Genomic DNA, 22,063 nt, shown 5'->3' with positions numbered 1-22,063 from the left:
GAGGCCGATCTGGTTCGGCGGCTGCTTAGTCGCTGTACACCACCGTCAACGGCGCGTGATCCGAAAAGCGCTGTTCCTTGTAGATCGCTGCACTCACCGCCTTGGCCGCAATGCCCGGCGTGGAGACGTGGTAATCGATACGCCATCCCACGTTGTTGGCCCAGGCCTGGCCACGGTTGCTCCACCAGGTGTAGGCTTCGCCGGTGGTTTCCGGATGCAGGCGGCGGTACACGTCCACCAGGCCCAGCTGGTCGAAGATGCGCGTCATCCAGGCACGTTCTTCCGGCAAGAAGCCTGAATTCTTCTGGTTGCTCTTCCAGTTCTTCAGGTCGATTTCCTTGTGGGCGATGTTCCAGTCGCCGCAGATGACCACTTCGCGGCCGCTCTTTTCCAACTCCATCAGGTGCGGCAGGAAGGCTTCCATGAAGCGGAACTTGGCTTCCTGGCGTTCCTCGCTGGAGGAACCCGAGGGCGCATAGAGCGAGATCACGGTCAGGTCGCCGTAGTCGCATTCGACATAGCGGCCTTCGTCATCGAATTCGGTATTGCCGAAGCCGATGCGCACCGAGTCCGGCTGGCGGCGGCTGTAGACGCCCACGCCCGAGTAGCCCTTTTTCTGGGCATAGTGGAAATGGCCGACATAGCCGGCCGGGGCCAGGAAGTCTTCGGTCATGTCGGCCGCCTGGGCCTTCAGTTCCTGCACGCAGACGAAGTCCGGCGCTTCCTTTTGCAGCCACTCGAAGAAGCCCTTCTTGGCGGCCGAACGGATTCCGTTGAGGTTGGCGGAGACGATTTTTGGCATGGATGTCCTGTTTGCTTGCTGCAGAAGTGTGTTCAATCAGGCCGGTAGCATAACCGATAGGATGAATCATTTAAAATGGCGGCCTGATGAAGGCTTTGCCACCGCGCTGCCTTGCCTGGCGGCAAGCGGGCGCGGTCCGCACCTTCCGTTTTGACTCTTCCCGGGAAATGCATTGTGAGCAACTTGAGACAGGAATTCATCGAATTCGCGGTATCGGCCGGCGTGCTGCGCTTTGGCGAATTCGTCACCAAGGCGGGCCGTACCTCGCCTTACTTCTTCAACGCCGGCCTCTTCAGCGAGGGCGCGACCCTGGCCCAGGTGGCCCGCTTCTACGCCCAGACCCTGCAGGATTCGGGGGTGGAATATGACATGCTGTTCGGCCCCGCCTACAAGGGCATCACCCTGGCCTCGGCTACCGCCGTGGCGCTGGCCGGCATGGGCCGCAATGTCCCCTTCGCCTTCAACCGCAAGGAAGCCAAGGACCACGGCGAGGGCGGTACCATCGTCGGTGCCAAGCTGCAGGGCAAGGTCGTCATCATCGATGACGTTATCTCGGCCGGCACCTCGGTGCGCGAGTCGGTGGACATGATCCGCGCCGCCGGCGCCACCCCTTGCGCCGTGCTGATCGCGCTGGACCGCATGGAGCGCTCGGGCAAGGATGGTGCGCTCTCCGAACTGTCGGCCGTGCAGGAAGTGGCGCGCGAATACGGCATGCCGGTCATCTCCATCGGCAACCTCAATGACCTCTTCGAGTACATCTCCAACGGCGGCGATGCCCGCCTGAGCCAGTACAAGGATGCGGTGGCAGCGTATCGGACCCGTTACGGCGTCTAAGTGCCCTGGAAATGCCCCTAAAAGGCATCAAATGAAGAAAAAGGCTGGATCCGCGAGGTTCCAGCCTTTTTTACGTGCGCGTTGGAAGAATTACGCCAAATTCTGAGGTACGACGCTCACGCGCTGGCGCTGCAGGCGGTCATCGAGTTCTCCGACCTGGGCCGCGACGGCGTTCTCGGTCTGTTCCACGCGCTGGTGGATGTCACGCTGCAAGGCATCCAGGCGCTGTGCCAGCAGGGTTTGCTGTTCGGTCTGGCGGTGCTGCAGCTGTTCCAGCTCGGTCTTGAGGTAGCCGCGCAGGTCATTGAAACGCGAATGCTCGGCCTGGTCGGCCAGGGCGCGCTGGGCTTCCAGCTGCTTGGTCAGGCGGCGGCTTTCCAGCATCACGCTGGTCTGCAGGGCCAGGATGTAGAGCAGGAAGAAAGCCGTCAGCACCACCACCACGCCCAGCATCACCGCGCCCAGCGGTGCCTGGAATTCGGTGTAGATCAGCGAGAGCGTGGTCGTGGCCGTGAAGGCCGTCCAGTTGACGGCGGCGAAGATGGCGACCAGCGCCAGCAGCACGATGAGGAAAATGGTCCGGAATTTCATGTCAGCCTCCTTTGTTGTGAAGGTGTCGGCAGAGGCACGCGAGCGCTTGTCATGACGACAATATGAATATCTTGGACTACGGCAAGCACGGGGATGTTCCGTGCAGTTGTCATCCAGCAATCGGAAATGAAAAAGCCGGCATCAAGCCGGCTTGCAAGCAGGGAGGGGCGAGCGCTTCGGGCTCAGGCCGCCAGCGCCTTTTCCAGCAACTGGTGCAATTCGGCGAACTGCGGCTCGCCGACATAGCGCTTGATGATGTTGCCATCCTTGCCGATGACGAAGGTGGTCGGGGTCAGCTTGACGTCGCCGAAGGCCTTGGCCAGCGTATCTTGCGGGTCCAGCGCGACCTTGAAGGGCAGCTTGCGGGTTTCGGTGTAGTTCAGCACGTAGTTGGGCGGGTCATAGCTCATGGCCACGGCCACGAAGTCCAGGCCTCGGTCCTTGAACTTGTTGTAGGTGTCGATCATCTGCGGCATTTCGCCCACGCAGGTGGTGCAGCTGGTGGCCCAGAAATTGACCATGACCACCTTGCCGCGCAAATCCTTCAGTGCCACCTGCTGGCCATCGAGCTTGGTGAAGGTGACATCGGGCGCGGCGTTGCCGGCATTGACCTTGAAATAGGCGAAAGCGGCGACAGCGGCCACCACCAGGACGGCTGCCAGCTTGATCATGAGACCGCTCTTGGGCGCGTTGGCCTGTGCTTGCATGGGAAACTCCGGATTCGGACTGCGGGAAGAGGCTTGCCACTGCATGCGGCAGCCTCGTTGGACTGAAACATTATAGACCTCGCCGCAGAATCCTGCGGGCGGCGCCTGCACGTGAAAACCGCCGGACTCGCCGGCGGTTTGACCTGCATCAGCCAGGCAGCAGCCATCAGCTGGTGGACTTGTTCTCGCTGGCCGGCTTGCGCTGGTAGTCCTTGAGCTCTTCCTCGGTGATGTATTCGAACAGGGTCACGACCTTGTTCACACCGGAGACGCCGCTGGCGATCTGGGCCGCACGCTGGCCTTCACGCTGGGTCACGCGGCCCAGCATGTAGACGATGCCGCGTTCGGTGGTGATCTTGAAGGCGCTGGAGTACAGCGTCTTGTCGTCCACCAGGCTGGCCAGGACCTTGCTGGTGATGAGCGCATCGCTGGAACGCGAACCGAAGCTGGAGGACGGGCCCACCTGCAGTTCGTTGTAGACCGTATCGACGTTCTGGATGGCCTTGGTCTCACGCTCGGCGGCGGCCTTGGAGGCTTCGTCCGGCACTTCGCCCGAGAGCAGCACCTTGCGGTTGAAGGCCGTCACGTTGACGTGGGAGCCGGAGGCCACCACTTCGGGAATGCGGGCTTCGCCCTTGACCACGATGGACTTGTCTTCCGTCTGCGCGCCCAGGGTGCGGCGGTCGGTGGCGGCGAAGGTGGTGGCCAGCGCACCGCCGGCAAACACCGCAAAACAGCCCTGCAGGCTCAGGGCCACCATGCCGCCGAGAGCCACGGCCGCCAACGGACGGCGCAGGCGGGTCAACAAGGATCGTGCATCATTCATTCGCATCATCTCCAAAAAGCGCGACGTCGATACCGTCGCAAATGCAGTGCAGCGACACCAGATGCACTTCCTGGATGCGCGCAGTGCGTTCATGCGGTACACAGATATGCACATCGGCGTCGGTCAGGATCTTGCCGATCTTGCCGCCACCCTTGCCGGTCAGGGCCACCACGCGCATGTCGCGTTCGTGCGCCACTTCGATGGCGGCCAGGATGTTGCCCGAATTGCCGGAGGTCGAGAAGGCCAGCAGGATATCGCCGGCCTGGCCGAAGGCCTGGACTTGCTTCGAGAAGATTTCCTGGTAGCTGTAGTCGTTGCCCACGGCGGTGAGGATGGACGTATCGGTGGTCAGCGCCAGGGCCGGCAGCGGCAGGCGCTCGCGTTCGAAGCGGCCCACCAGTTCGGCGGCGAAGTGCTGGCTGTCGGCGGCCGATCCGCCATTGCCACAGGCAAGAATCTTGTTGCCATTCGACAGTGCAGTGAACATTAGTTCAATCGCCTGTTCGATCGGTTGGGCCAGAACACTGGCGGCCTTCATCTTCAGGTCGGCGCTTTCCTGGAAATGGGCGAGGATGCGGGGATTTGTCATAGTGCCTGCGATTATAGAGGACTTGAACGCGGCCAAGTCCGGGCAATTCGTAAAGAGAAGTTTCCGGAATCCGGTCGCACATGATACGCCAGCGGCCCGCTGTCGCGCCAAAACGGACGCTGCTCAGGCCTCGATGGCGTTGCGCAACCACTGCAACTGCCCGCCTTCGACCGTCACCACGTCGAAGCGGCAGGCCGGCAGGCGCGCTTGTCCCTGCAGCCAGACCTGGGCGGCCACCAGCAGGCGCCGCTGCTTGGCCGGCGTGACGCTGGCGGCCGCACCGCCATAGGCGCTGCTGGCGCGGGCGCGCACTTCCACGAAGACGATGGTGCTGCCCTCACGCAGGATCAGGTCGATCTCGCCACCCTTGCAGCGAAAATTGCGCTGCACCAGCTGCAGGCCCTGCGCCTGGAGGTAGGTCAGCGCCCGGTCTTCGCCCTCGTCCCCGGTACGCTGGCGCGCCGTGCGCCGCAGCAGGCTGCCAGGCGCCATGATGGCCTCAGTACTGGTCGGCCATCGGCACCGGCCAGCCATCCTGGTAGACGGCCTGGGTTTCCTGGCGCTGGAAGAAGGTAGTGCCGCCGCTGACCATGTTCACGCTCAGCCGGCCGGTGACGCCGTCAATGTCGAAGCCGGATTGCTTCTGGGCGATGCCCCAGGCCACCCGGTAGGCATCGATGCCCAGCGCGTACAGGCGCGCCAGGTCGGGGTTGGGGCGCTCGTTGTCATTGACGGCCGGGCGCGGGTAGCGGGCCACGGCCACGTTGTCCGGCTGCAGCTGCCAGGGGATGTCGATGAGGCGTACGCCATCGAGCTCGGGCAGTTTGTCATTCGGGTTGTCGCGCTTGAGGGTGTAGGGATTGATCTGCGAAGTGCCGTACAGCGGCAGTTCGTTGCCCACGGCGCTGCGCAGTTGCACGGTCTGCGCCGCATCCAGGGCGACGAAGATCAGGGCCGGCTTTTCCTGCTCCACGCGCTTGGCCAGTTGCGCCAAGCCGGGGGCGGAGAGGGCGTTGGAGGGCGTGCTCAGTTCCAGCGTTTCCACCTGCAGGCCGAGCTGGCGCGCGCGCAGCTGGAAGGAGCGGGCGGCGCGCTTCTGCCAGGCGGTGCCGGTGGAGATGGCGAAGATCTTGCCGGGGGCCTTTTCCTTCTCGACCCAGTTGGCGACCTGGCGTGCTTCCTCGTCGATGGACAGGCCCACCGCCAGCATCTGCGGCGGCAACTGCAATTCGGTTTCGCCATTCATGTCGGGCTGCGCCAGCGCCACCGTGGGTTTGCTCACGCGGCCACTCTGCGCCACGGCAGTGACGGCACTGCGCGAGAGCGGGCCGACCACGATGTCGAACTTGGCGGACGCGTCGTCATAGGCGCGCTGCATGTCGGGCGCGGAGTCGCCGGTCTCGACGATGGCCAGCTGGATATTTTCCTTCTGGCGCGAATAGGCCGTCAGGAAGCCCGTGCGCACGGCATCGGAAGCCGCGCCGAAGGCACCGCTGCGCGAGGGCAGCAGCAGGGCCACGCGCACCGGTGTCGGGGCAGCGGGAGGTGTCGGGGCGGCGGGTGCGCCGATGGCAGCCGATTCCATCTCGGGGGAGGTGCCCGGCGGCAGGGCCAGCGGGGCGGGGTCGGCCGTGCCAGGCGTGGCAGCCTGGGCCAGCAGAGGTACACTGTCGGCTGCTGCGGCGCCAGCCGGCATCATCCAGGGTGCCAGCATGCCTGCCAGCAGGGCCGCTTGCGCGGTCATTTTCTTCCAACTTGTGAACATCCCGCCCCCTCCAATGAATCAGAATTCCAGCGTCGCCGCCTCCATCCTGCAGGATGCCGCCCAGCAAAGCTATCCGGTGTCGGCATTATATGTGCTGGCCACGCCCATCGGAAACGTCTGCGACATCACCCTGCGCGGCCTGCATGTGCTGGCCATTGCTGACGCGGTGGCCTGCGAGGATACCCGCAATACCAGCCAGTTGCTGCAGCGTTATGGCCTTTCCAAGCAGTTGCTGGCCACCCACGAACACAACGAGCGCGAAGCCGCCGCCAAGATCATCGAACGCCTGCAGGCCGGCCAGCGCGTGGCCCTGGTCTCGGATGCCGGTACCCCGGCCATCTCCGACCCCGGCGCCCGTGTAGTGGACGCCGTGCGCGCCGCAGGGTTCCAGGTCATCGCCTTGCCCGGCGCCTCGGCGGCGGTGACGGCCTTGTCGGCTTCGGGCCTGACCGATGCCCGCTTCCACTTCGTCGGCTTCCTCCCGGCCAAGACCCGCCAGCGTGAGACTGCCCTGCAGGAGTTGGTCGCGCTGCAGGCCGCGCTGGTGTTCTATGAAGCTCCGCACCGCATCGTCGAGACCGTGCAGTCCATGCTGCAGGTCTTCGGGCCCGCGCGCCAGGTGGTGCTGGCGCGCGAGCTGACCAAACTCTTCGAGCACATCCACCGCTGCCCGCTGGGCGAGGCCGTGGCCTGGCTGGAGCAGGATGCCAACCGCCAGCGCGGGGAATTCGTGGTCTTGCTGGAAGGGGCGCAGCCGGTCGAGGGGGAAGATGCCGAGGGCGAGCGCGTCTTGCGCATCCTGCTGGAAGAGTTGCCGGTCAAGCAGGCCGCCGCCTTGGCCGCGCAGATCACCGGCCACAAAAAGAACGCCTTGTATGAACGCGCCCTGCAGATCCGGCAAGGCGCGCAAGCGGATGAGGACGAGGACGCCTGACGCCGCACAAGCCCCCGGTTCGGCCGGTTTTTGCGATCAAATGAAGGTTTTTGCGGGCCGCTCCTGCATCGCCCGCACCACCGCCCTGCCTTGAAATGCCTCTGCAGGGCGGATGAAGAAAATGCCCGAAAACCGAAGGCGGCTCAGCGCTCCACGATGAACGGCGTGCCGGCACTGCGCTGGCGCACCAGCGTGGCCGCGTTCTGCGCTGCCGGACGGGTCGGGTAGGGGCCGGCATAGAGCCGATAGAGGCCGTTGACCTGCACCGCCTGCATGCTGTCGACGATGCCGGAGAGGCTGGGCAGCAGCTTGTCGCGTGCCACCAGGGCATTCGCTTCCTGCGAGTAGGCACCGAACTGCAGGTAATACCCGGCCGTCAGCGGCACCGCTTGCGGCATGGCCGGCGAGGGGGCCGAGCCGCTGGCCACGGCATTGATGATGCCGCCGCCACCAGCCATGCCCGCGCCACCGGCGGCGGTGCTGGTGCTGGCGTTGATGGGCTGCACGGCCGCCACGGTCGGCTGCGGCGGCAGGCTTTGTGCGCTCACCGTATTGATTTCCACTGCACCGGTGGACACACCCTGGCCACCGGCCCCGGTATCGGCCGCCCGGTTGATCGGATCGGCCGCCGCCAGCGTGGTGCCGCCGCCATTGCGGCGTGCATCGGCCATGCGCTGGGCTTCTTCCGGCAAGATGCGCTCGACTTCCAGTTCGCTGCTGCCAGTCCCCAGATAGCCGAGCTTGAGCGCGGCCGTGTAGGAGAGGTCGATGATGCGGCTGGAGTGGAAGGGGCCGCGGTCATTGATGCGCACGATGACCTGCTTGCCGGTCTTCAGGTTGGTCACCCGGGCGTAGGACGGGATGGGCAGCGTGGGGTGGGCTGCCGTCATCTTGTACATGTCGTAGAGTTCGCCCGAAGAGGTCTTCTGGCCATGGAATTTCTTGCCATACCAGCTGCCCACGCCGCGCTGGATGAAGGGCTGGTTGCTGTCCGTGATCGGCACGTAGGTCTTGCCGAACACCGCATAAGGCCGGCTGGCAGCCTTGGAGACCGGCTCCACCTGCGGTTCGGCATCGGCCACGTCCAAAAGGCCGTCGGGGATGTGATCGCCCGGGCCGTCATCCTTGTAGTAGCCGCCGCGTCCGGAACCGGCTGCCGGCAGCGCCGGTACATTGGAGGGGCGGGTGCTCGCCGACTTGGTCGGAGTGGCCGGCGCCTGCGCGGTCTGGCGCGGTGCCTGCTGGGGTGTGCCGCAGGCGGCCAGCAGCAAGGGCAGCAGCAGCGTGCCCCAGCGCAGGGCGCGGCCCAGTGAGGCGCGCGGGTGGTGATGCTCTAGAGTGGGTGTTTCCATGGGCTGTCCTTGGTCAACAGTCGATGCGCGGGGCCTGGTGCTTGCGGGTCCCGGCCGGAATGTTCGCAACGATACCAGACTGCAATGCACCGAGGCTGACAACTCGTCAGTACAGCAAGTTCACGAATCCTCGCAAACTTGCTATCTGGGCAACAAGAAAAGCGGCCGTCCGGATCAGCTTTGCACCAGCTTGCGATGGCGCTGGATGCTCATCAGGATGCCCGCGCCCAGCCCCAGCGTGACCAGGGCGGTGCCGCCATAGCTCATGAAGGGAAGCGGAACGCCCACCACCGGCAGGATGCCGCTGACCATGCCCATGTTCACGAAGGCATAGGTGAAGAAGATCATCGTGATCGCCCCGCCCAGCAGGCGCGTGAAGAGCGTGGGCGCATTGGCCGTGATCATCAGGCCGCGCCCGATCAGCAGCAGGTACAGCACCAGCAGCACGCTGTTGCCGATCAGCCCGAACTCTTCCGAATAGACCGAGAAGATGAAGTCGGTGGTGCGTTCCGGGATGAATTCCAGGTGCGTCTGGGTGCCCATCAGCCAGCCCTTGCCGGTGACGCCCCCGGAGCCGATGGCAATGGTGGACTGGATGATGTGGAAGCCCTTGCCCAGCGGATCGGAGGTCGGGTCGATGAGCATCATGACACGCTGGCGCTGGTAGTCGTGCATGAAGGACCACACCACCGGCAGGCTGGCCGCACCCGCCACGAAGAGTCCCAGCAGGATCTTCCAGGGCAGGCCGGCAAAGAAGATGACGTAGAAGCCGGCGGCCAGCACCAGCAGACCTGTACCCAGGTCAGGCTGGCGGATGATCAGGAAGCCCGGGATCAGCAGCAGGATCGCCGCCACCACGAAGGCATCCCAGCGCAGCATGCCTTCGCGCTTCTGGAAGTACCAGGCCAGCATGAGCGGCATGGCGATCTTCATGATCTCGGAAGGCTGCACCACCATGCCGATGTTGAGCCAGCGGCGCGAACCCTTCTTGATGATGCCGAACAGCGCCACCGCGATGAGCAGCGTCACCCCCACCGTATAGACCGGCACGGCCAGCCGCAGCAGCAGCTGGGGCGAGACGTTGGCGGCCACCCACATGACGATGAAGGCCACCAGGATGTTGCGCAGCTGGTCTTCCACCCGGCCGGGGAAGTTCATGCCGGCCGAATAGAGGGTGACGATGCCCACCGACAGGATCAGGAACACGATCAGCGACAGCGCGCCGTCGAACACCGTCAGGTGCGGCTTGATGATTTGCCACAGGGGCGGACGTTGCAGGCTCATGCCGGCTCCTTGTGCGGACTGCTTGTTGCGATGTCAGGCTTCATTCCTGCACATCCGGCTGGACGGTCGGCGTATTGCTGCTGCCGGCGTCTTCGGAGGTGGAACCTTCGACCGGGGTATCCGGGCTCACCACCTCGGGCGCGACCGACTTGATCGGCTCATTGGGACGTTTGCCCAGCATGAAGTAATCCATGGCCTTGCGCACCAGCGGGGCGGCTACGCCCGCGCCCCAGCCACCGTTCTCGACCACGGCCGCAATGGCGATGCGCGGCGCATCGGCCGGCGCAAAGCCGATGTAGAGACCGTTGTCATGGAAGATACGCGAGAGCTTCTTGGAATCATACTTCTGGTTCTTGGCGATGTTGACCACCTGCGCCGTCCCGGTCTTGCCGCCGGACTCGTAGGGCGCGCCCCGGAAGGCGGCCGCGCCCGTGCCTTCCTTGACCACGCCCACCATGGCGCGCTTGATGAAATCGACGTTTTCCTGCTTCAGCGGGATGCGGTAGCTTTCCTTGGGCACGGTCTCGGTGCGCTCGTGGGACACCCCGTCCTCGATGATCTTGACCAGGTGCGGCTTCATCACCACGCCATTGTTGGCCAGGATGGCAGTGGCCTGCGCCAGTTGCAGCGGGGTGAAGCTGTTGTAGCCCTGGCCGATGCCCAGCGAGACGGTATCGCCGGCGATCCAGCGCTTCTGCTCGGGTTTGCGGAAGGCGGTGCGCTTCCACTCGGTGGAGGGCAGGATGCCGCGCTTTTCGTGCTCCAGGTCGATGCCGGTGATCTGGCCGAAACCGAAGGGCTTCATGAAGTCATGGATGGCATTGACCCCCATGTCATTGGCCAGCATGTAGTAATAGGTATCGCAGGAAATGGCGATGGAACGGTACATGTCCACCACCCCGTGGCCACCTTCCTTGTCGTCGCGGAAGCGGTGATTGCCCAGCACGAAGAAGCCCGGATCGCGGATGGCATCCTGCGGACGGCGACGGCCCAGCTCCAGCGCGGCCAGCGCCATGAAGGGCTTGTAGGTCGAGCCGGGCGAATAGAGCCCCGACAGCGGGCGGTTCAGCAGCGGCCGGTCGGGCGACTTGTTCAACTCATCCCAGCTCTGCTGGTCGATGCCTTCGACGAACAGGTTGGGATCGTAGGAGGGCTGGGAGACATAGGCCAGGATGTCGCCGGTGGCCGGGTTGATCGCCACCAGCGCGCCCTTCTGGTCGCCGAAGGCTTCTTCGACCACCTTCTGCAGCTCGATGTCGATGGACAGGATCAGGTTCTTGCCGGGCGTGGCCGGGGTGCGCGAGAGCGAGCGCACGGCGCGTCCGCTGGCCGAGATTTCCACTTCCTCGTAGCCGGTGGTGCCATGCAGCTGGCTTTCGTAGCTCTTTTCCAGGCCTTCCTTGCCGATGTAGTCGGTGCCGTTGTAGTTGGCTTCGTCGTCGGAGTCGGCGATGCGCTCGGCATCGCGCTGGCTGATGCGGCCGATGTAGCCGATCACGTGCGCGGCGGTCTTGCCGTAGGGATACTGGCGGAACAGGCGGGCCTGCACTTCCACGCCGGGAAAGCGATAGCGTTGCGCGGTGAACTTGGCCACTTCCTCATCGGTGAGGCGGGTACGGATGGGTACGCTTTCGAAGTTCTTGGATTCTTCCTGCAGGCGGCGGAAGCGGCGGCGGTCGCGCTGCTGGATTTCCACGATGGTGCCAAGCTCATCGATGAGGTCATCGATGTTGGTCTTGATCTTGGAGGGCGTGATTTCCAGCGTGTAGGCCGAATAGTTGCGCGCCAGCACTACGCCGTTGCGGTCCAGGATCAGGCCGCGGTTGGGCACGATGGGCACCACCGAGATGCGGTTTTCCTCGGCCTGGGCGGCGTAGGCGTCGTGGCGCACCACTTGCAGCCACAAAAAACGGGCCAGCAGCAGGCTGAAGCACACCAGTACCAGGACGCTCGCGGCCAGCAGGCGCATCCGGAACAGCCTCAGCTCATGCGCGGTATTCTTGAATTCGGTCATGCTGCTTGCACCTGGCCCCTCAGATGGGGCGGTTCTCGTCGCGGTCCACCGCGCGGCGCTGCGGGGCCAGCAGCAGGACGCTCACCACCGGCCACAGCAGGGCCGAGACCAGGCTCTCGCTGAAATAGAACCAGTCCGGCGACTTGCCCGTCACCAGCAGCTGGATCACCAGTTGCACCGCCTGTGCCAGCAGCATCAGCGGCAGCACGTGCAGCGCCTGGGTGCGCAGCGGGAACCACAGCACGCGGCGGTGGATCATGATGGCGAAGTACGACAGCAGGGTGTAGGCCAGCGCGTTCTCGCCCAGGAGCGTGGCTTCGTTCACATCCATCAGCAGGCCCATCATGAAGGCCACGCTGATGCCGACCTTGCGCGGCTGGTGGATGTTCCAGAACACCAGCGCCAGCGCCACGAAATCGGGCACGCCGACCATCTGCCCCCAGGGCATCAGGTTCAGCACGAACGCCACGATGAGGCTGAAGGCGATGAACAGCGGGCTGGCCGGCAGGAGGATGTATTGATTGTTCATCGTGCGGATTCCTTGGCGGCCGGTTTGGCGGTGGCTGCTGCTGCAGCCGGCGCGGCCGGGGTAGCCGAAGCGGCCGCTGCCGCAGGCTTGGCCGGCGGTGTCACGTTGGCGGCGCCCTTGCGGTCTTCGGCGGGCTTGTCTTTGGGCGTGGCGTTGGCATCCTCGGCGCTGTTGTCGCGGGTGCTGTCACGCAGGCGGCGCTTGAAGAGCTTGGCCGATTTTTCATCGATCACGTCCGGCTCCGGACGCGGCGCCAGGTTCGGTTCCACCAGCAGGATCAGCAGCTGGCGATGGCGGTCGATGCCGGCCAGCGGACGGCACACGATGCGGGCGAAGGAGTCCGCCGAACGGGTTTCCACCAGCGCCACGCTGGCCACCGACAAGCCCGGCGGATAAACACCGTCGATGCCCGAGGTCACCAGCACGTCACCCTTCTGGATATCGGCGTTGGCCGGCATGAAGCGCAGGTCCAGCGCGCCGGTCTGGCCGCGGCCGTAGGCCACGCTGCGCAGGCCGTTGCGCAGTACCTGCACCGGAATGGCCTGGTCCTTGTCGGTCAGCAGCGTCACTTCGGAGGAGAACGGGAATACCCGCGTCACCTGGCCCACGATGCCGACCTCGTCGATCACCGGCTGGCCGGCCGTGACGCCCTGCTGCGAGCCGCGATTGAGGATGATCTTGCGGGTGAAGGGATCGCGCGCATCGTAGAGGATCTCGCCGACGATGGACTTGACCGGCACCTTCTGCTGCATGTCCAGGAGCTTGCGCAGCTGCACGTTCTCGGCCGCCAGCAGGCGTTCCTGCTGCATCAGCTGGGCGTTGACGATCTGCTGCTGGCGCAGCTCGCGGTTTTCCTTCTGCAGCGAGGCCAGCGAAGAGAAGTATTCGGACGAATTGGTGAAGGCGTCGCGCGGCACCATGGCCACCGTCTGGAACGGATAGAGGGCCGTGCCCAGCGCCTGGCGCAGCGTGCCCAGCACGTGCATGCGGGCGTCGACCACCAGCATCACGACCGAGATCAATGCAAAGACGGTCACGCGCACCCGGGCCGAAGCGCCCTGCTTGAAGAGTGGTGGGATTTCCATGGCGTCAGGCCGACTGCAGGGTCACATCAGGTGACCGGCTGCAGGCGGATAACTCACTTCCTGCGTCGAAAACGGTAACAAAAAGGGGAGCCGAGGCGCTCTGGCGACCCCGCACCCGCCGACACTGCATCGAATGCGCACGCGGGGTGCGCATCCTGTGGCTGGTAGGTGTGAACGGCGTCATATCGAACGGTTCGGTTCCCCACTCATCCGGCAGTACATCGCCGCCGGTTCATGCTTTGCTGCCCGGGCCTGCTGTCCGGCAGGCCCATGTACGTTGATGCTGCTGTACTTTCTGCTGTGGCTGTTCTGCGACTTCCGGCCGGCTTATTCGGCCGAGAAGATCGAACCCAGCTTGTCCATGCGGTCCAGCGCCATGCCGGAGCCACGCACCACGCAGGTCAGCGGATCTTCGGCCACGATCACCGGCAGGCCCGTTTCTTCCATCAGCAGGCGGTCCAGGTCGCGCAGCAGGGCGCCGCCACCGGTGAGCATCATGCCCTTTTCGGCGATGTCGGCACCCAGTTCCGGCGGGGTCTGTTCCAGCGCGTTCTTGACGGCCGAGACAATGTTGTTCAGCGGATCGGTCAGGGCTTCCAGGATTTCATTGCTGGAGATGGTGAAGGAACGCGGGATGCCTTCGGACAGGTTGCGGCCCTTGACTTCCATTTCCTTGACTTCCGAGCCGGGGAAGGCCGAGCCGATTTCCTTCTTGATCGCTTCGGCGGTCTGTTCGCCGATGAGCATGCCGTAGTTGCGGCGGATGTAGTTGACGATGGCTTCGTCGAACTTGTCGCCGCCCACGCGTACCGAACCCTTGTAGACCATGCCGCCCAGCGAGATGATGCCCACTTCGGTGGTGCCGCCGCCGATGTCGACCACCATCGAGCCGGTGGCGTCGGAAACCGGCAGGCCCGAGCCGATGGCGGCGGCCATCGGTTCCTCGATCAGGTAGACCTGGGATGCGCCCGCGCCCAGTGCGGATTCGCGGATGGCGCGGCGTTCCACCTGGGTCGAACCGCAGGGGACGCAAATGATGATGCGCGGCGAGGGGCGGAACAGCTTGGAGTCATGCACCATGCGGATGAATTGCTTCAACATCTGCTCGGTGACGGTGAAATCGGCGATCACGCCGTCCTTCATCGGGCGGATCGCCTCAATGTTGCCGGGCACCTTGCCCAGCATCTGCTTTGCTTCCTTGCCGACCGCCTGGATGGTCTTCTTGCCGTTGGGGCCGCCTTGCTGGCGGATCGCCACCACCGACGGCTCGTCCAGCACGATGCCATGGCCGCGCGCGTAAATCAGCGTGTTCGCGGTGCCGAGGTCGATCGCCAGATCGTTGGAGAAGTAACTGCGGAGAAATCCAAACATGAGTTGTCCTGATGCGCCCGCGAGGGGGCGCCTAGCTTTTTGATAGGGGGAGGTGTCCGTTCATGCTGCGGCGACGCGAAAATCAGGCGCCTGCAAGGCATTAATCCGACATTCTACCTTATAATTCTCGAGAAACCAGCAAGCCGGTTTGCCAAAAACGTCCGCTTTACGGGAGCTTCCGGCCGCCATCTGGCGCGGGTTTGCCGTTTTTCAAGCGATTCACGCCATGACCCGGTCGACCCGCCGCGCAAGCGAACTTGCCAAGGGCGCCAAGGCTGCAGAAAACGCCTTGCGGCCACAGCGGCTACGGGTCTTCCAATTTCAACATCACGCGGCGCGCCCGGCGCGTCCTTTCGACCATGTCTCTAGCCCTTTCCGACGTCAAACGCATCGCCAACCTGTCCCGACTGGAGCTCACCGAGGCCCAGGCCGGCGCCACCCTGGACAAGCTCAATGGCATCTTTGCCCTGGTGGAGCAGATGAAGGCCATCGATACTTCCGGCGTGGAACCGCTGTCGCACCCCATCGCCGCCATCGAACCCGCGCTGGCACTGCGCCTGCGCGAAGATGCCGTGACCGAATCCAATCGCCGCGAGGACTACCAGCAACCGGCCCCGGCCACCCAGGATGGCCTGTATCTGGTGCCCAAGGTCATCGAATGAACCCGGCGCTTCGCGCCAGCCACCGTCCGCTTCCGGCCCAGCCGGCCCGCAAGACCGCAGCGTAACCGACTCCATGCACAAGCTCACCCTCAAAGAACTGTCCGCGCAACTGCAAGCGCGCAAGATTTCCGCCACTGAACTGGCGACCCTGTTCCTGGACCGCATCGCGGCCAGCGACCTCAATGCCTTCCTGCATGTGGACCGCGACCTCACCCTGGCGCAGGCCAAGGCCGCCGATGTGCGCCTGGCAGGCAATGATGCCGGTCCTTTGACCGGCGTGCCCATTGCACATAAGGACATCTTCGTCACCCGCAACTGGCGCACCACAGCGGGTTCGCGCATGTTGCAGGATTATGTGAGCCCCTTCGATGCCACCGTGGTGGAGCAGTTCAACGCGGCCGGTACCGTCACCCTGGGCAAGCTCAACTGTGACGAATTCGCCATGGGCTCCAGCAACGAGAACTCGTTCTACGGTGCGGTCAAGAACCCCTGGGACAAGACCGCCATCCCCGGCGGCTCCTCCGGCGGCTCGGCCGCTGCCGTGGCCGCGCGCCTGGCACCGGCCGCTACCGCCACCGACACCGGCGGCTCGATCCGCCAGCCGGCCTCGCTGTGCGGCGTGACCGGCATCAAGCCGACCTATGGCAGCGTGTCGCGCTACGGCATGATCGCCTTCGCCTCCTCGCTGGACCAGGGCGGCCCGATCGCCAAGACGGCCGAAGACTGTGGCCTGCTGTTGAACGCCATGACCGGCTTCGATGAACGCGATTCCACCAGCCTGCAACGTCCCAAGGAAGATTTCACCCGCTCGCTGAACCAGAGCCTGCAAGGCCTGCGCATCGGCGTGCCCAAGGAATTCTTCGGTGCCGGCCTGGCCGCTGACGTGGAAGCGGCCGTGCGCGCTGCCCTGGCCGAGTTCGAGAAGCTCGGTGCGACCCTGGTCGAGATCTCGCTGCCCAAGACCGAGCTGTCGATCCCCGTGTATTACGTGATCGCCCCGGCCGAAGCCTCGTCGAACCTGTCGCGCTTCGATGGCGTGCGCTACGGCCACCGTGCGGCGGACTACAAGGACCTGGCCGACATGTACAAGAAGTCGCGCGCCGAAGGCTTTGGCGACGAGGTCAAGCGCCGCATCCTGGTGGGTTCCTACGTGCTCTCGCACGGCTACTACGACGCCTACTACCTGCAGGCCCAGAAGATCCGCCGCCTGATCGCCGAGGACTTCCAGCGTGCCCTGGCCGGTGAGAACCGCCAGTGCGACGTCATCATGGGCCCGGTCTCGCCCACCGTCGCCTGGGACCTGGGTGACAAGACCGACGACCCGGTCGCCAACTACCTGGCCGACATCTTCACGCTCTCCACCAGCCTGGCCGGTTTGCCGGGCATGTCCATTCCTTGCGGATTCGGACAGGGCGAGAAGAACGGCAAGCGTCCGGTCGGCCTGCAGATCATCGGCAATTATTTCGACGAGGCGCGCCTCTTGAACGTGGCGCACCAGTTCCAGCAGGCCACCGACTGGCACCTGCGCGAACCGGCCTGATCGCGGGCTCTCGTCACCAACAACAGCATTCGCAAGGACAACATCATGCAGTGGGAAGTCGTCATCGGCCTCGAAACGCACACGCAGCTTTCGACCCAATCCAAGATCTTCAGCGGCAGCTCGACCCGCTTCGGCGCCGAGCCCAACACCCAGGCCAGCCCGGTGGACCTGGCCTTGCCGGGCGTGCTGCCGGTCCTGAACAAGGGCGCGGTGGAACGTGCGATCCAGTTCGGCCTGGCCATCGGTGCCACCATCGCACCGCGCTCGGTGTTCGCGCGCAAGAATTACTTCTATCCTGACCTGCCCAAGGGCTACCAGATCAGCCAGTTCGAGATCCCCGTGGTGCAAGGCGGCACCATGTCCTTCGCCGTGGAAAAGGACGGCAAGACCGAGATCAAGACCATCAACCTGACCCGTGCCCACCTCGAAGAAGACGCCGGCAAGTCCCTGCACGAGGACTACCAGGGCATGACCGGCATCGACCTCAACCGCGCCGGTACGCCCTTGCTGGAAATCGTCACCGAACCCGAGATGCGCAGCGCCGCCGAAGCCGTCGGCTATGCCAAGGCCCTGCATTCGCTGGTGGTGTGGCTGGGCATCTGCGACGGCAACATGCAGGAAGGTTCCTTCCGCTGCGACGCCAACGTCTCGGTGCGGCCGGTCGGCCAGGAGAAATTCGGCACCCGTTGCGAGATCAAGAACCTGAACTCCTTCCGCTTCCTGGAAGAGGCCATCAACTACGAAGTGCGCCGCCAGATCGAGCTGATCGAGGACGGTGGCACCGTGGTCCAGGAAACCCGCCTCTACGATCCGGACAAGAAGGAAACCCGTTCCATGCGCAGCAAGGAAGACGCGCAAGATTACCGTTACTTCCCCGACCCCGACCTGCCGCCGCTGGCCATCTCGCAGGAGTGGATCGAGCGCGTCAAGGCCACCATGCCCGAGCTGCCTGGCGCGATGCGCGAGCGTTTCGTGGCCGAGTATGCGCTGCCGGAATACGATGCCATGGTGCTCACGCAATCCAAGGGCATGGCCTCCTACTTCGAAGCCGTGGTGGCTGCAGCGGGCAAGGACCAGGCCAAGCCGGCCGCCAACTGGCTCATGGGTGACGTGGCCTCCACGCTCAACCGCGAAGACACCGACATCGCCGATGCGCCCGTGAAGGCCGCGCAGCTGGCGCTGCTGTTGAAGCGCATCGGCGATGGCACCATCTCCAACAAGATCGCCAAGGAAGTCTTTGCGGGCATGTGGGAAGCCAGGTCCGACAAGGATTCGCTGGCCGATGACATCATCGAAGCCAAGGGCCTGAAGCAGATCTCGGACAGCGGTGCGCTGGAAGCCATCGTGGACCAGGTGCTGGCCGCCAATGAAAAGTCGGTGGCGGAATTCCGCGCCGGCAAGGAACAGGCCATCAACGCCCTGATCGGCCAGGCCATGAAGGCCACGCGCGGCAAGGCCAACCCGGCGCAATTGACGGAACTGCTGCGCAAGAAGCTGGCGGGCTGATACAAGGCCCTTACCTGATAAAGCAGCAACGCAATGAACCCTGCGTCCCGCAACGGACGCGGGGTTTTTTCTTATGCAGCCAATACCAATGGCCGCCCCCGCGCCCAGCGATTGCTCGACAGCGAGAAGGTCAATGAGCTGACCTGGTGATACCACCCGGCCGGGATGTAAAGCATCTCTCCCGGCTGCACTTCGCAGCACACCAGTGCCGCCTGGCGCGCCAGCGGAAAGCGCTCCAGGTCCGGATGATCCGGGTCGAAGGGGGACCCGAACAGGATGGCGTTGGCCTCCTTCGGATAGAGATACTGGTCATGATGGGGCGGGGCCAGCCAGACGCGCTTGCTGCCCCATACCTGCGCGAAGACATTGTCGTCATAGTCGCAATGCAGCGGCGTGATGCAACCGGCAGGCCCGATCCAGAAACGCGGCGGTCCCATCTTCTCGAAGAAGTTGGGCCAGTGGCACAGGCGATTCAATTCCCGCAATTCCAGATTGCCCAGATAGGGCGGCAGCCCGCTCTCATCGGCCAGCGCCTGTTCCAGGTAATCGACCAGCGTCATGTCCTGCATGGCGCGGTCCGGCGCGAAGGCGGTGTTGATGTAGTCGCCCACGCGGGCCCGCACCGGCAGCTGGCCGAAGTGTTCCCGCAGTGCTTGCACCGACATCGCCGAGAGCGGCCAGCGGCCGGCCATGCCCGTCATGATGAAGGGCAATCCCGCCCGTGCCCGCTCACGGAAGGCCGCGGTCTTCTGCGGCCCGATGCGCGCGATCTCATGCACCACAGGCAACACCGCACTGGCCGCACGGATGGCTTCACGCATCTCGGCTACCGAACTCACGCCACGCACCTGAGCATCGCGCTGGTCGCGCGCCGCCTTGCGTGCAGCGGCTTCCTCCGCGCTCAGGCCGCTGACGTCGGGGCGTGGCGGCAGGGACCGTGCCGCAGGATGGGCGGTTCCGGGGTGAAGTGAAGGAGAAGGCTCGGACGGTTTCATCCTCGCCATTTTAATGGGGTTGCGGCAGGCCCTATCTCGTTTGCCGCATAAGGATATGAATTCTTCTTCCTTGTTCCGGGGTAGTCGGGGGAGTGTAATAGGCGCTTGGCCAGCCGGACATGCGCCGGGCTGGCATCGCCTACACAGGAGCCCTCATGTCGGTCGCCACACTGGAACGCACGCAGCAGTCGCAACAATACGTCGAGATCCGTCCTTTCGACGCCCCGCTGGGCGCGGAAATCGTCGGCCTGGACCTGAACCTGCCGGTCTCGGCCGAAGAGCTGGCGCGCATCCGCGGCGCCCTGGTCGAGCATGGGGTGGTGGTGTTCCGCGAGCAGCGCATCACGCCGCAGCAGCACATCGATTTCAGCCGCCGCTTTGGTCCGCTGCAGGTGCACGTGCTCAACCGCTTCCACCTGGCCGGGCATCCGGAGATCCTGATCGTCTCCAACGTGGTCGAGAACGGCAAGCCCATCGGCCTGGTCGATGCCGGCGCGGACTGGCATTCGGACCTGTCCTACATGCCCAAGCCCAGCCTGGGCGCGCTGCTGCATTCACAGGAATTGCCCGCTGAACGCGGCGATACGCTTTACGCCAATACCGCCGCCGCCTGGGACAGCCTGCCCGCTGCGCTCAAGACCCAGCTCGAAGGCAAGCGCGCCGTGCACTCTTACGTCTACCGCTACGAGCGCCTGCGCAAGCTCTCGCCGTGGCGCCAGCCGCTGACCCAGCAGCAGATCGATGAAGTACCGCCGGTGGAGCATCCGGTGGTGATCACCCATCCGGAAAGCGGTCGCAAGATCTTGTTCGTGAGCGAAGGGTTTACCTCGCACATCATCGGCATCCCGCGTGACGAAAGCGATGCGCTCTTGAAGGAACTGCACGCCCACATCACGCGCCCGGAGAATGTCTATACGCACCACTGGCAGGCGCATGACATGGTGTTCTGGGATAACCGCAGCACCCAGCACTACGCCGCGATTACCCCGCAACACCTGCGCCGCACGCTCTATCGCACCACTGTCGAAGGCGACGTGCCGCGCTGAGCGATCACTGAGGGCGCATTGGCGCGTCCGCTACCAACGCGGTATCAAGACGAAACACGCTGACCGCTTCGGTCAGCGAGGCCGCCTGATCCTGCATGGAGCGCGCCGCCGCCGCCGCTTCTTCCACCAGCGCCGCATTCTGCTGCGTGGCTTCATCGATGTGGGTGATGGCCAGGTTGACCTGTTCGATGCCGTCACTCTGTTCCTGGCTGGCCAGCGTGATCTCGCGCACGATCTCGGTCACGCGCGCCACGCTCTGCACCACTTCCTGCATGGTATCACCGGCCTGGGCCACCAGGCGGCTGCCATCGCCGACCTTTTCCACCGAGTCCCCGATCAGCTGCTTGATCTCCTTGGCCGCCGACGCTGAACGTTGCGCCAGCGAGCGCACTTCGGAGGCCACCACCGCAAAGCCGCGTCCCTGTTCCCCCGCGCGGGCCGCTTCCACGGCGGCGTTCAGGGCCAGGATGTTGGTCTGGAAGGCGATGCCATCGATCACGCCGATGATGTCGGCGATCTTCTGCGAGGAAGCGTGGATCTCGCCCATGGTCGCCACCACCTGCTCCACCACGGCACCGCCCTGGCTGGCCACCTGCGAAGCTGATGCGGCCAATGCGTTGGCCTGGCGCGCATTGTCGGCATTCTGCTTGACGGTGGAGGTGAGCTGTTCCATGGCCGATGCGGTTTCTTCGAGCGAGCCGGCCTGTTGCTCCGTGCGCGCCGACAGGTCGAGGTTGCCGGTGGCAATCTCGCGCGAGGCGACGTTGATGGTGTCGGTGCCGGAACGCACGCGCCCCACGATGTCCTGCAGGTTGCCATTCATGGACTTGAGTGCGGCCAGCAACTTCCCGGTCTCATCGCGGCTGTCGGCGTGGATGCGCGAGGTGAGGTCACCGGCCGCCACGGTCTCGGCAATCGTGACCGCCTGGTTCAGCGGACGCGTGATGCTGCGCGTGAGCAACCAGGCCAGGGCCGCACCGAGCACGATTTCCAGCGCACCCAGCAAGAGCAGCATGCTGCGCCCGGAGCGGTAATTGCCGTTGATCTCGGCAGCGGCCTCGTCGATCACCTTCTTCTGGTAATCGGCGTAGCGCAGCACGCTGTCGGCGTAGTCATCCATCATCTTGACCAGCGTGGTATCGGTCATCTCGCGGGCGCGGGCATCGTCGCCGGCGGTCTTGACGTCGAAGATCTTCTGGCGGGTATCGCGATAGAGCGCGCGCAGCCTGCCGACTTCGTCGAACAGGTGCTTTTCTTCGGGATCGTTGATGGCCGCCTCGACGCGCTTCTGCAAGCGGTTGATTTCGGCAGACTGGGCGTCGATCTGTTTCTGGAAATAGACCTGGAAGGTATCGTCATCATTTTTCATGACGGCGAAGGTCCGCACTCCGTTTTCCTTGATGGCCGCATGCCACTGCACGGCGTCGCGTTCCTTCTTGAGCGCGATCTGGGTCATCTCGTCGGTGGCGTCGCCGATGCTGCCCAGGCGCCACACACCCAGGCCCACCATCACCGCCATCAACATCAGCAAGGCAATGAAGCCGATGGCCAGGCGTACGCCGATCTTGAGGTTTTTCATTCCGTCTCCCCTGATTGAGTGAGGCGACCGGCGGCTGGTGTGCTGTTTTTCT

21 protein-coding genes are annotated in these 22,063 nt (G+C 64.4%); 6 read left to right on the top strand and 15 right to left on the bottom strand.

Annotated features, from left to right (window positions below):
* Positions 1-25 precede the first annotated feature (25 nt).
* Positions 26-802, bottom strand: coding sequence for an exodeoxyribonuclease III (locus tag ACLRDN_RS24305; RefSeq protein ID WP_039790188.1), 777 nt, complete (start codon positions 800-802; stop codon positions 26-28).
* 174 nt (positions 803-976) lie between these two features.
* Between ACLRDN_RS24305 and pyrE the strand changes: the two genes are divergently transcribed.
* Positions 977-1,636, top strand: a complete 660-nt coding sequence (gene pyrE, locus ACLRDN_RS24300; protein ID WP_039783094.1) for an orotate phosphoribosyltransferase — start codon at positions 977-979, stop codon at positions 1,634-1,636.
* 90 nt (positions 1,637-1,726) lie between these two features.
* On the opposite strand, the gene ACLRDN_RS24295 is transcribed toward pyrE, so the two are convergent.
* The 6 genes from ACLRDN_RS24295 to ACLRDN_RS24270 form a co-directional block, all read right to left on the bottom strand.
* Positions 1,727-2,227 carry a LapA family protein gene (locus ACLRDN_RS24295; protein ID WP_413458364.1) on the bottom strand — a complete coding sequence of 167 codons (501 nt, stop codon included), beginning with the start codon at positions 2,225-2,227 and terminating at the stop codon, positions 1,727-1,729.
* A 182-nt stretch (positions 2,228-2,409) separates the two neighbouring features.
* Positions 2,410-2,934 carry a peroxiredoxin family protein gene (locus ACLRDN_RS24290; RefSeq protein WP_034340016.1) on the bottom strand — a complete coding sequence of 175 codons (525 nt, stop codon included), beginning with the start codon at positions 2,932-2,934 and terminating at the stop codon, positions 2,410-2,412.
* 166 nt (positions 2,935-3,100) lie between these two features.
* A complete protein-coding gene (locus ACLRDN_RS24285; protein ID WP_413458363.1) occupies positions 3,101-3,760 on the bottom strand; it encodes a BON domain-containing protein in 660 nt (219 codons plus the stop codon).
* A complete protein-coding gene (locus ACLRDN_RS24280) occupies positions 3,753-4,349 on the bottom strand; it encodes a phosphoheptose isomerase (RefSeq protein ID WP_039782952.1) in 597 nt (198 codons plus the stop codon). Before ACLRDN_RS24280 ends, ACLRDN_RS24285 begins: the two co-directional genes overlap by 8 nt.
* 123 nt (positions 4,350-4,472) lie before the next feature.
* Positions 4,473-4,841, bottom strand: coding sequence for a YraN family protein (locus ACLRDN_RS24275; RefSeq protein WP_413458362.1), 369 nt, complete (start codon positions 4,839-4,841; stop codon positions 4,473-4,475).
* A 7-nt stretch (positions 4,842-4,848) separates the two neighbouring features.
* Positions 4,849-6,114: a penicillin-binding protein activator gene (locus ACLRDN_RS24270; protein WP_413458361.1), complete on the bottom strand. Its 1,266-nt coding sequence runs from the start codon at positions 6,112-6,114 to the stop codon at positions 4,849-4,851.
* Positions 6,115-6,127: 13 nt separating this feature from the next.
* Here ACLRDN_RS24270 and rsmI point away from each other — a divergent pair, with 13 nt between their 5' ends.
* Entirely contained in the window at positions 6,128-7,048 is a 921-nt protein-coding gene (gene rsmI / locus ACLRDN_RS24265; protein WP_413458360.1) for a 16S rRNA (cytidine(1402)-2'-O)-methyltransferase, read from the top strand.
* Positions 7,049-7,191: 143 nt separating this feature from the next.
* On the opposite strand, the gene ACLRDN_RS24260 is transcribed toward rsmI, so the two are convergent.
* The 6 genes from ACLRDN_RS24260 to ACLRDN_RS24235 form a co-directional block, all read right to left on the bottom strand.
* On the bottom strand, positions 7,192-8,400 hold the full coding sequence (locus ACLRDN_RS24260) for a septal ring lytic transglycosylase RlpA family protein (protein ID WP_413458359.1): 1,209 nt from the start codon (positions 8,398-8,400) through the stop codon (positions 7,192-7,194).
* Positions 8,401-8,574: 174 nt separating this feature from the next.
* Entirely contained in the window at positions 8,575-9,684 is a 1,110-nt protein-coding gene (gene rodA / locus ACLRDN_RS24255) for a rod shape-determining protein RodA (protein WP_413458358.1), read from the bottom strand.
* Positions 9,685-9,724: 40 nt separating this feature from the next.
* Positions 9,725-11,698, bottom strand: coding sequence for a penicillin-binding protein 2 (mrdA, locus tag ACLRDN_RS24250; protein ID WP_413458357.1), 1,974 nt, complete (start codon positions 11,696-11,698; stop codon positions 9,725-9,727).
* A 19-nt stretch (positions 11,699-11,717) separates the two neighbouring features.
* Entirely contained in the window at positions 11,718-12,227 is a 510-nt protein-coding gene (gene mreD, locus ACLRDN_RS24245) for a rod shape-determining protein MreD (protein WP_034340686.1), read from the bottom strand.
* A complete protein-coding gene (mreC, locus tag ACLRDN_RS24240) occupies positions 12,224-13,312 on the bottom strand; it encodes a rod shape-determining protein MreC (RefSeq protein WP_413458356.1) in 1,089 nt (362 codons plus the stop codon). Before mreC ends, mreD begins: the two co-directional genes overlap by 4 nt.
* Before the next feature lie 327 nt (positions 13,313-13,639).
* Complete coding sequence (locus tag ACLRDN_RS24235; RefSeq protein ID WP_006465688.1) at positions 13,640-14,683, bottom strand: rod shape-determining protein; 1,044 nt, start codon at positions 14,681-14,683, stop codon at positions 13,640-13,642.
* A gap of 359 nt (positions 14,684-15,042) precedes the next feature.
* Between ACLRDN_RS24235 and gatC the strand changes: the two genes are divergently transcribed.
* The 3 genes from gatC (at position 15,043) to gatB (ending at position 18,391) form a co-directional block, all read left to right on the top strand.
* Positions 15,043-15,345 carry an Asp-tRNA(Asn)/Glu-tRNA(Gln) amidotransferase subunit GatC gene (gene gatC / locus ACLRDN_RS24230; protein WP_134223901.1) on the top strand — a complete coding sequence of 101 codons (303 nt, stop codon included), beginning with the start codon at positions 15,043-15,045 and terminating at the stop codon, positions 15,343-15,345.
* Positions 15,346-15,418: 73 nt separating this feature from the next.
* Positions 15,419-16,885, top strand: a complete 1,467-nt coding sequence (gene gatA / locus ACLRDN_RS24225) for an Asp-tRNA(Asn)/Glu-tRNA(Gln) amidotransferase subunit GatA (protein ID WP_034340678.1) — start codon at positions 15,419-15,421, stop codon at positions 16,883-16,885.
* A 45-nt stretch (positions 16,886-16,930) separates the two neighbouring features.
* Positions 16,931-18,391, top strand: coding sequence for an Asp-tRNA(Asn)/Glu-tRNA(Gln) amidotransferase subunit GatB (gatB, locus tag ACLRDN_RS24220; protein ID WP_413458355.1), 1,461 nt, complete (start codon positions 16,931-16,933; stop codon positions 18,389-18,391).
* Between the two features lie 71 nt (positions 18,392-18,462).
* Here the strand turns inward: gatB and ACLRDN_RS24215 are convergent, their stop codons facing one another.
* The gene (locus ACLRDN_RS24215; RefSeq protein WP_413458354.1) at positions 18,463-19,386 is read right to left on the bottom strand and encodes a cupin-like domain-containing protein; all 924 of its coding nucleotides are present in this window, start codon (positions 19,384-19,386) and stop codon (positions 18,463-18,465) included.
* Positions 19,387-19,541: 155 nt separating this feature from the next.
* Here ACLRDN_RS24215 and ACLRDN_RS24210 point away from each other — a divergent pair, with 155 nt between their 5' ends.
* Complete coding sequence (locus tag ACLRDN_RS24210; protein WP_413458353.1) at positions 19,542-20,432, top strand: TauD/TfdA dioxygenase family protein; 891 nt, start codon at positions 19,542-19,544, stop codon at positions 20,430-20,432.
* A gap of 4 nt (positions 20,433-20,436) precedes the next feature.
* Here the strand turns inward: ACLRDN_RS24210 and ACLRDN_RS24205 are convergent, their stop codons facing one another.
* The gene (locus ACLRDN_RS24205) at positions 20,437-22,011 is read right to left on the bottom strand and encodes a methyl-accepting chemotaxis protein (protein WP_413458352.1); all 1,575 of its coding nucleotides are present in this window, start codon (positions 22,009-22,011) and stop codon (positions 20,437-20,439) included.
* Positions 22,012-22,063 lie beyond the last annotated feature (52 nt).

The sequence above is a fragment of the Herbaspirillum huttiense genome (assembly GCF_047300815.1).
Classification (GTDB): Bacteria; Pseudomonadota; Gammaproteobacteria; order Burkholderiales; family Burkholderiaceae_D; genus Herbaspirillum; species Herbaspirillum huttiense_A.
Note: the sequence above shows the minus strand (reverse complement) of the source record. Positions and strands in the feature narration are given on the sequence as shown.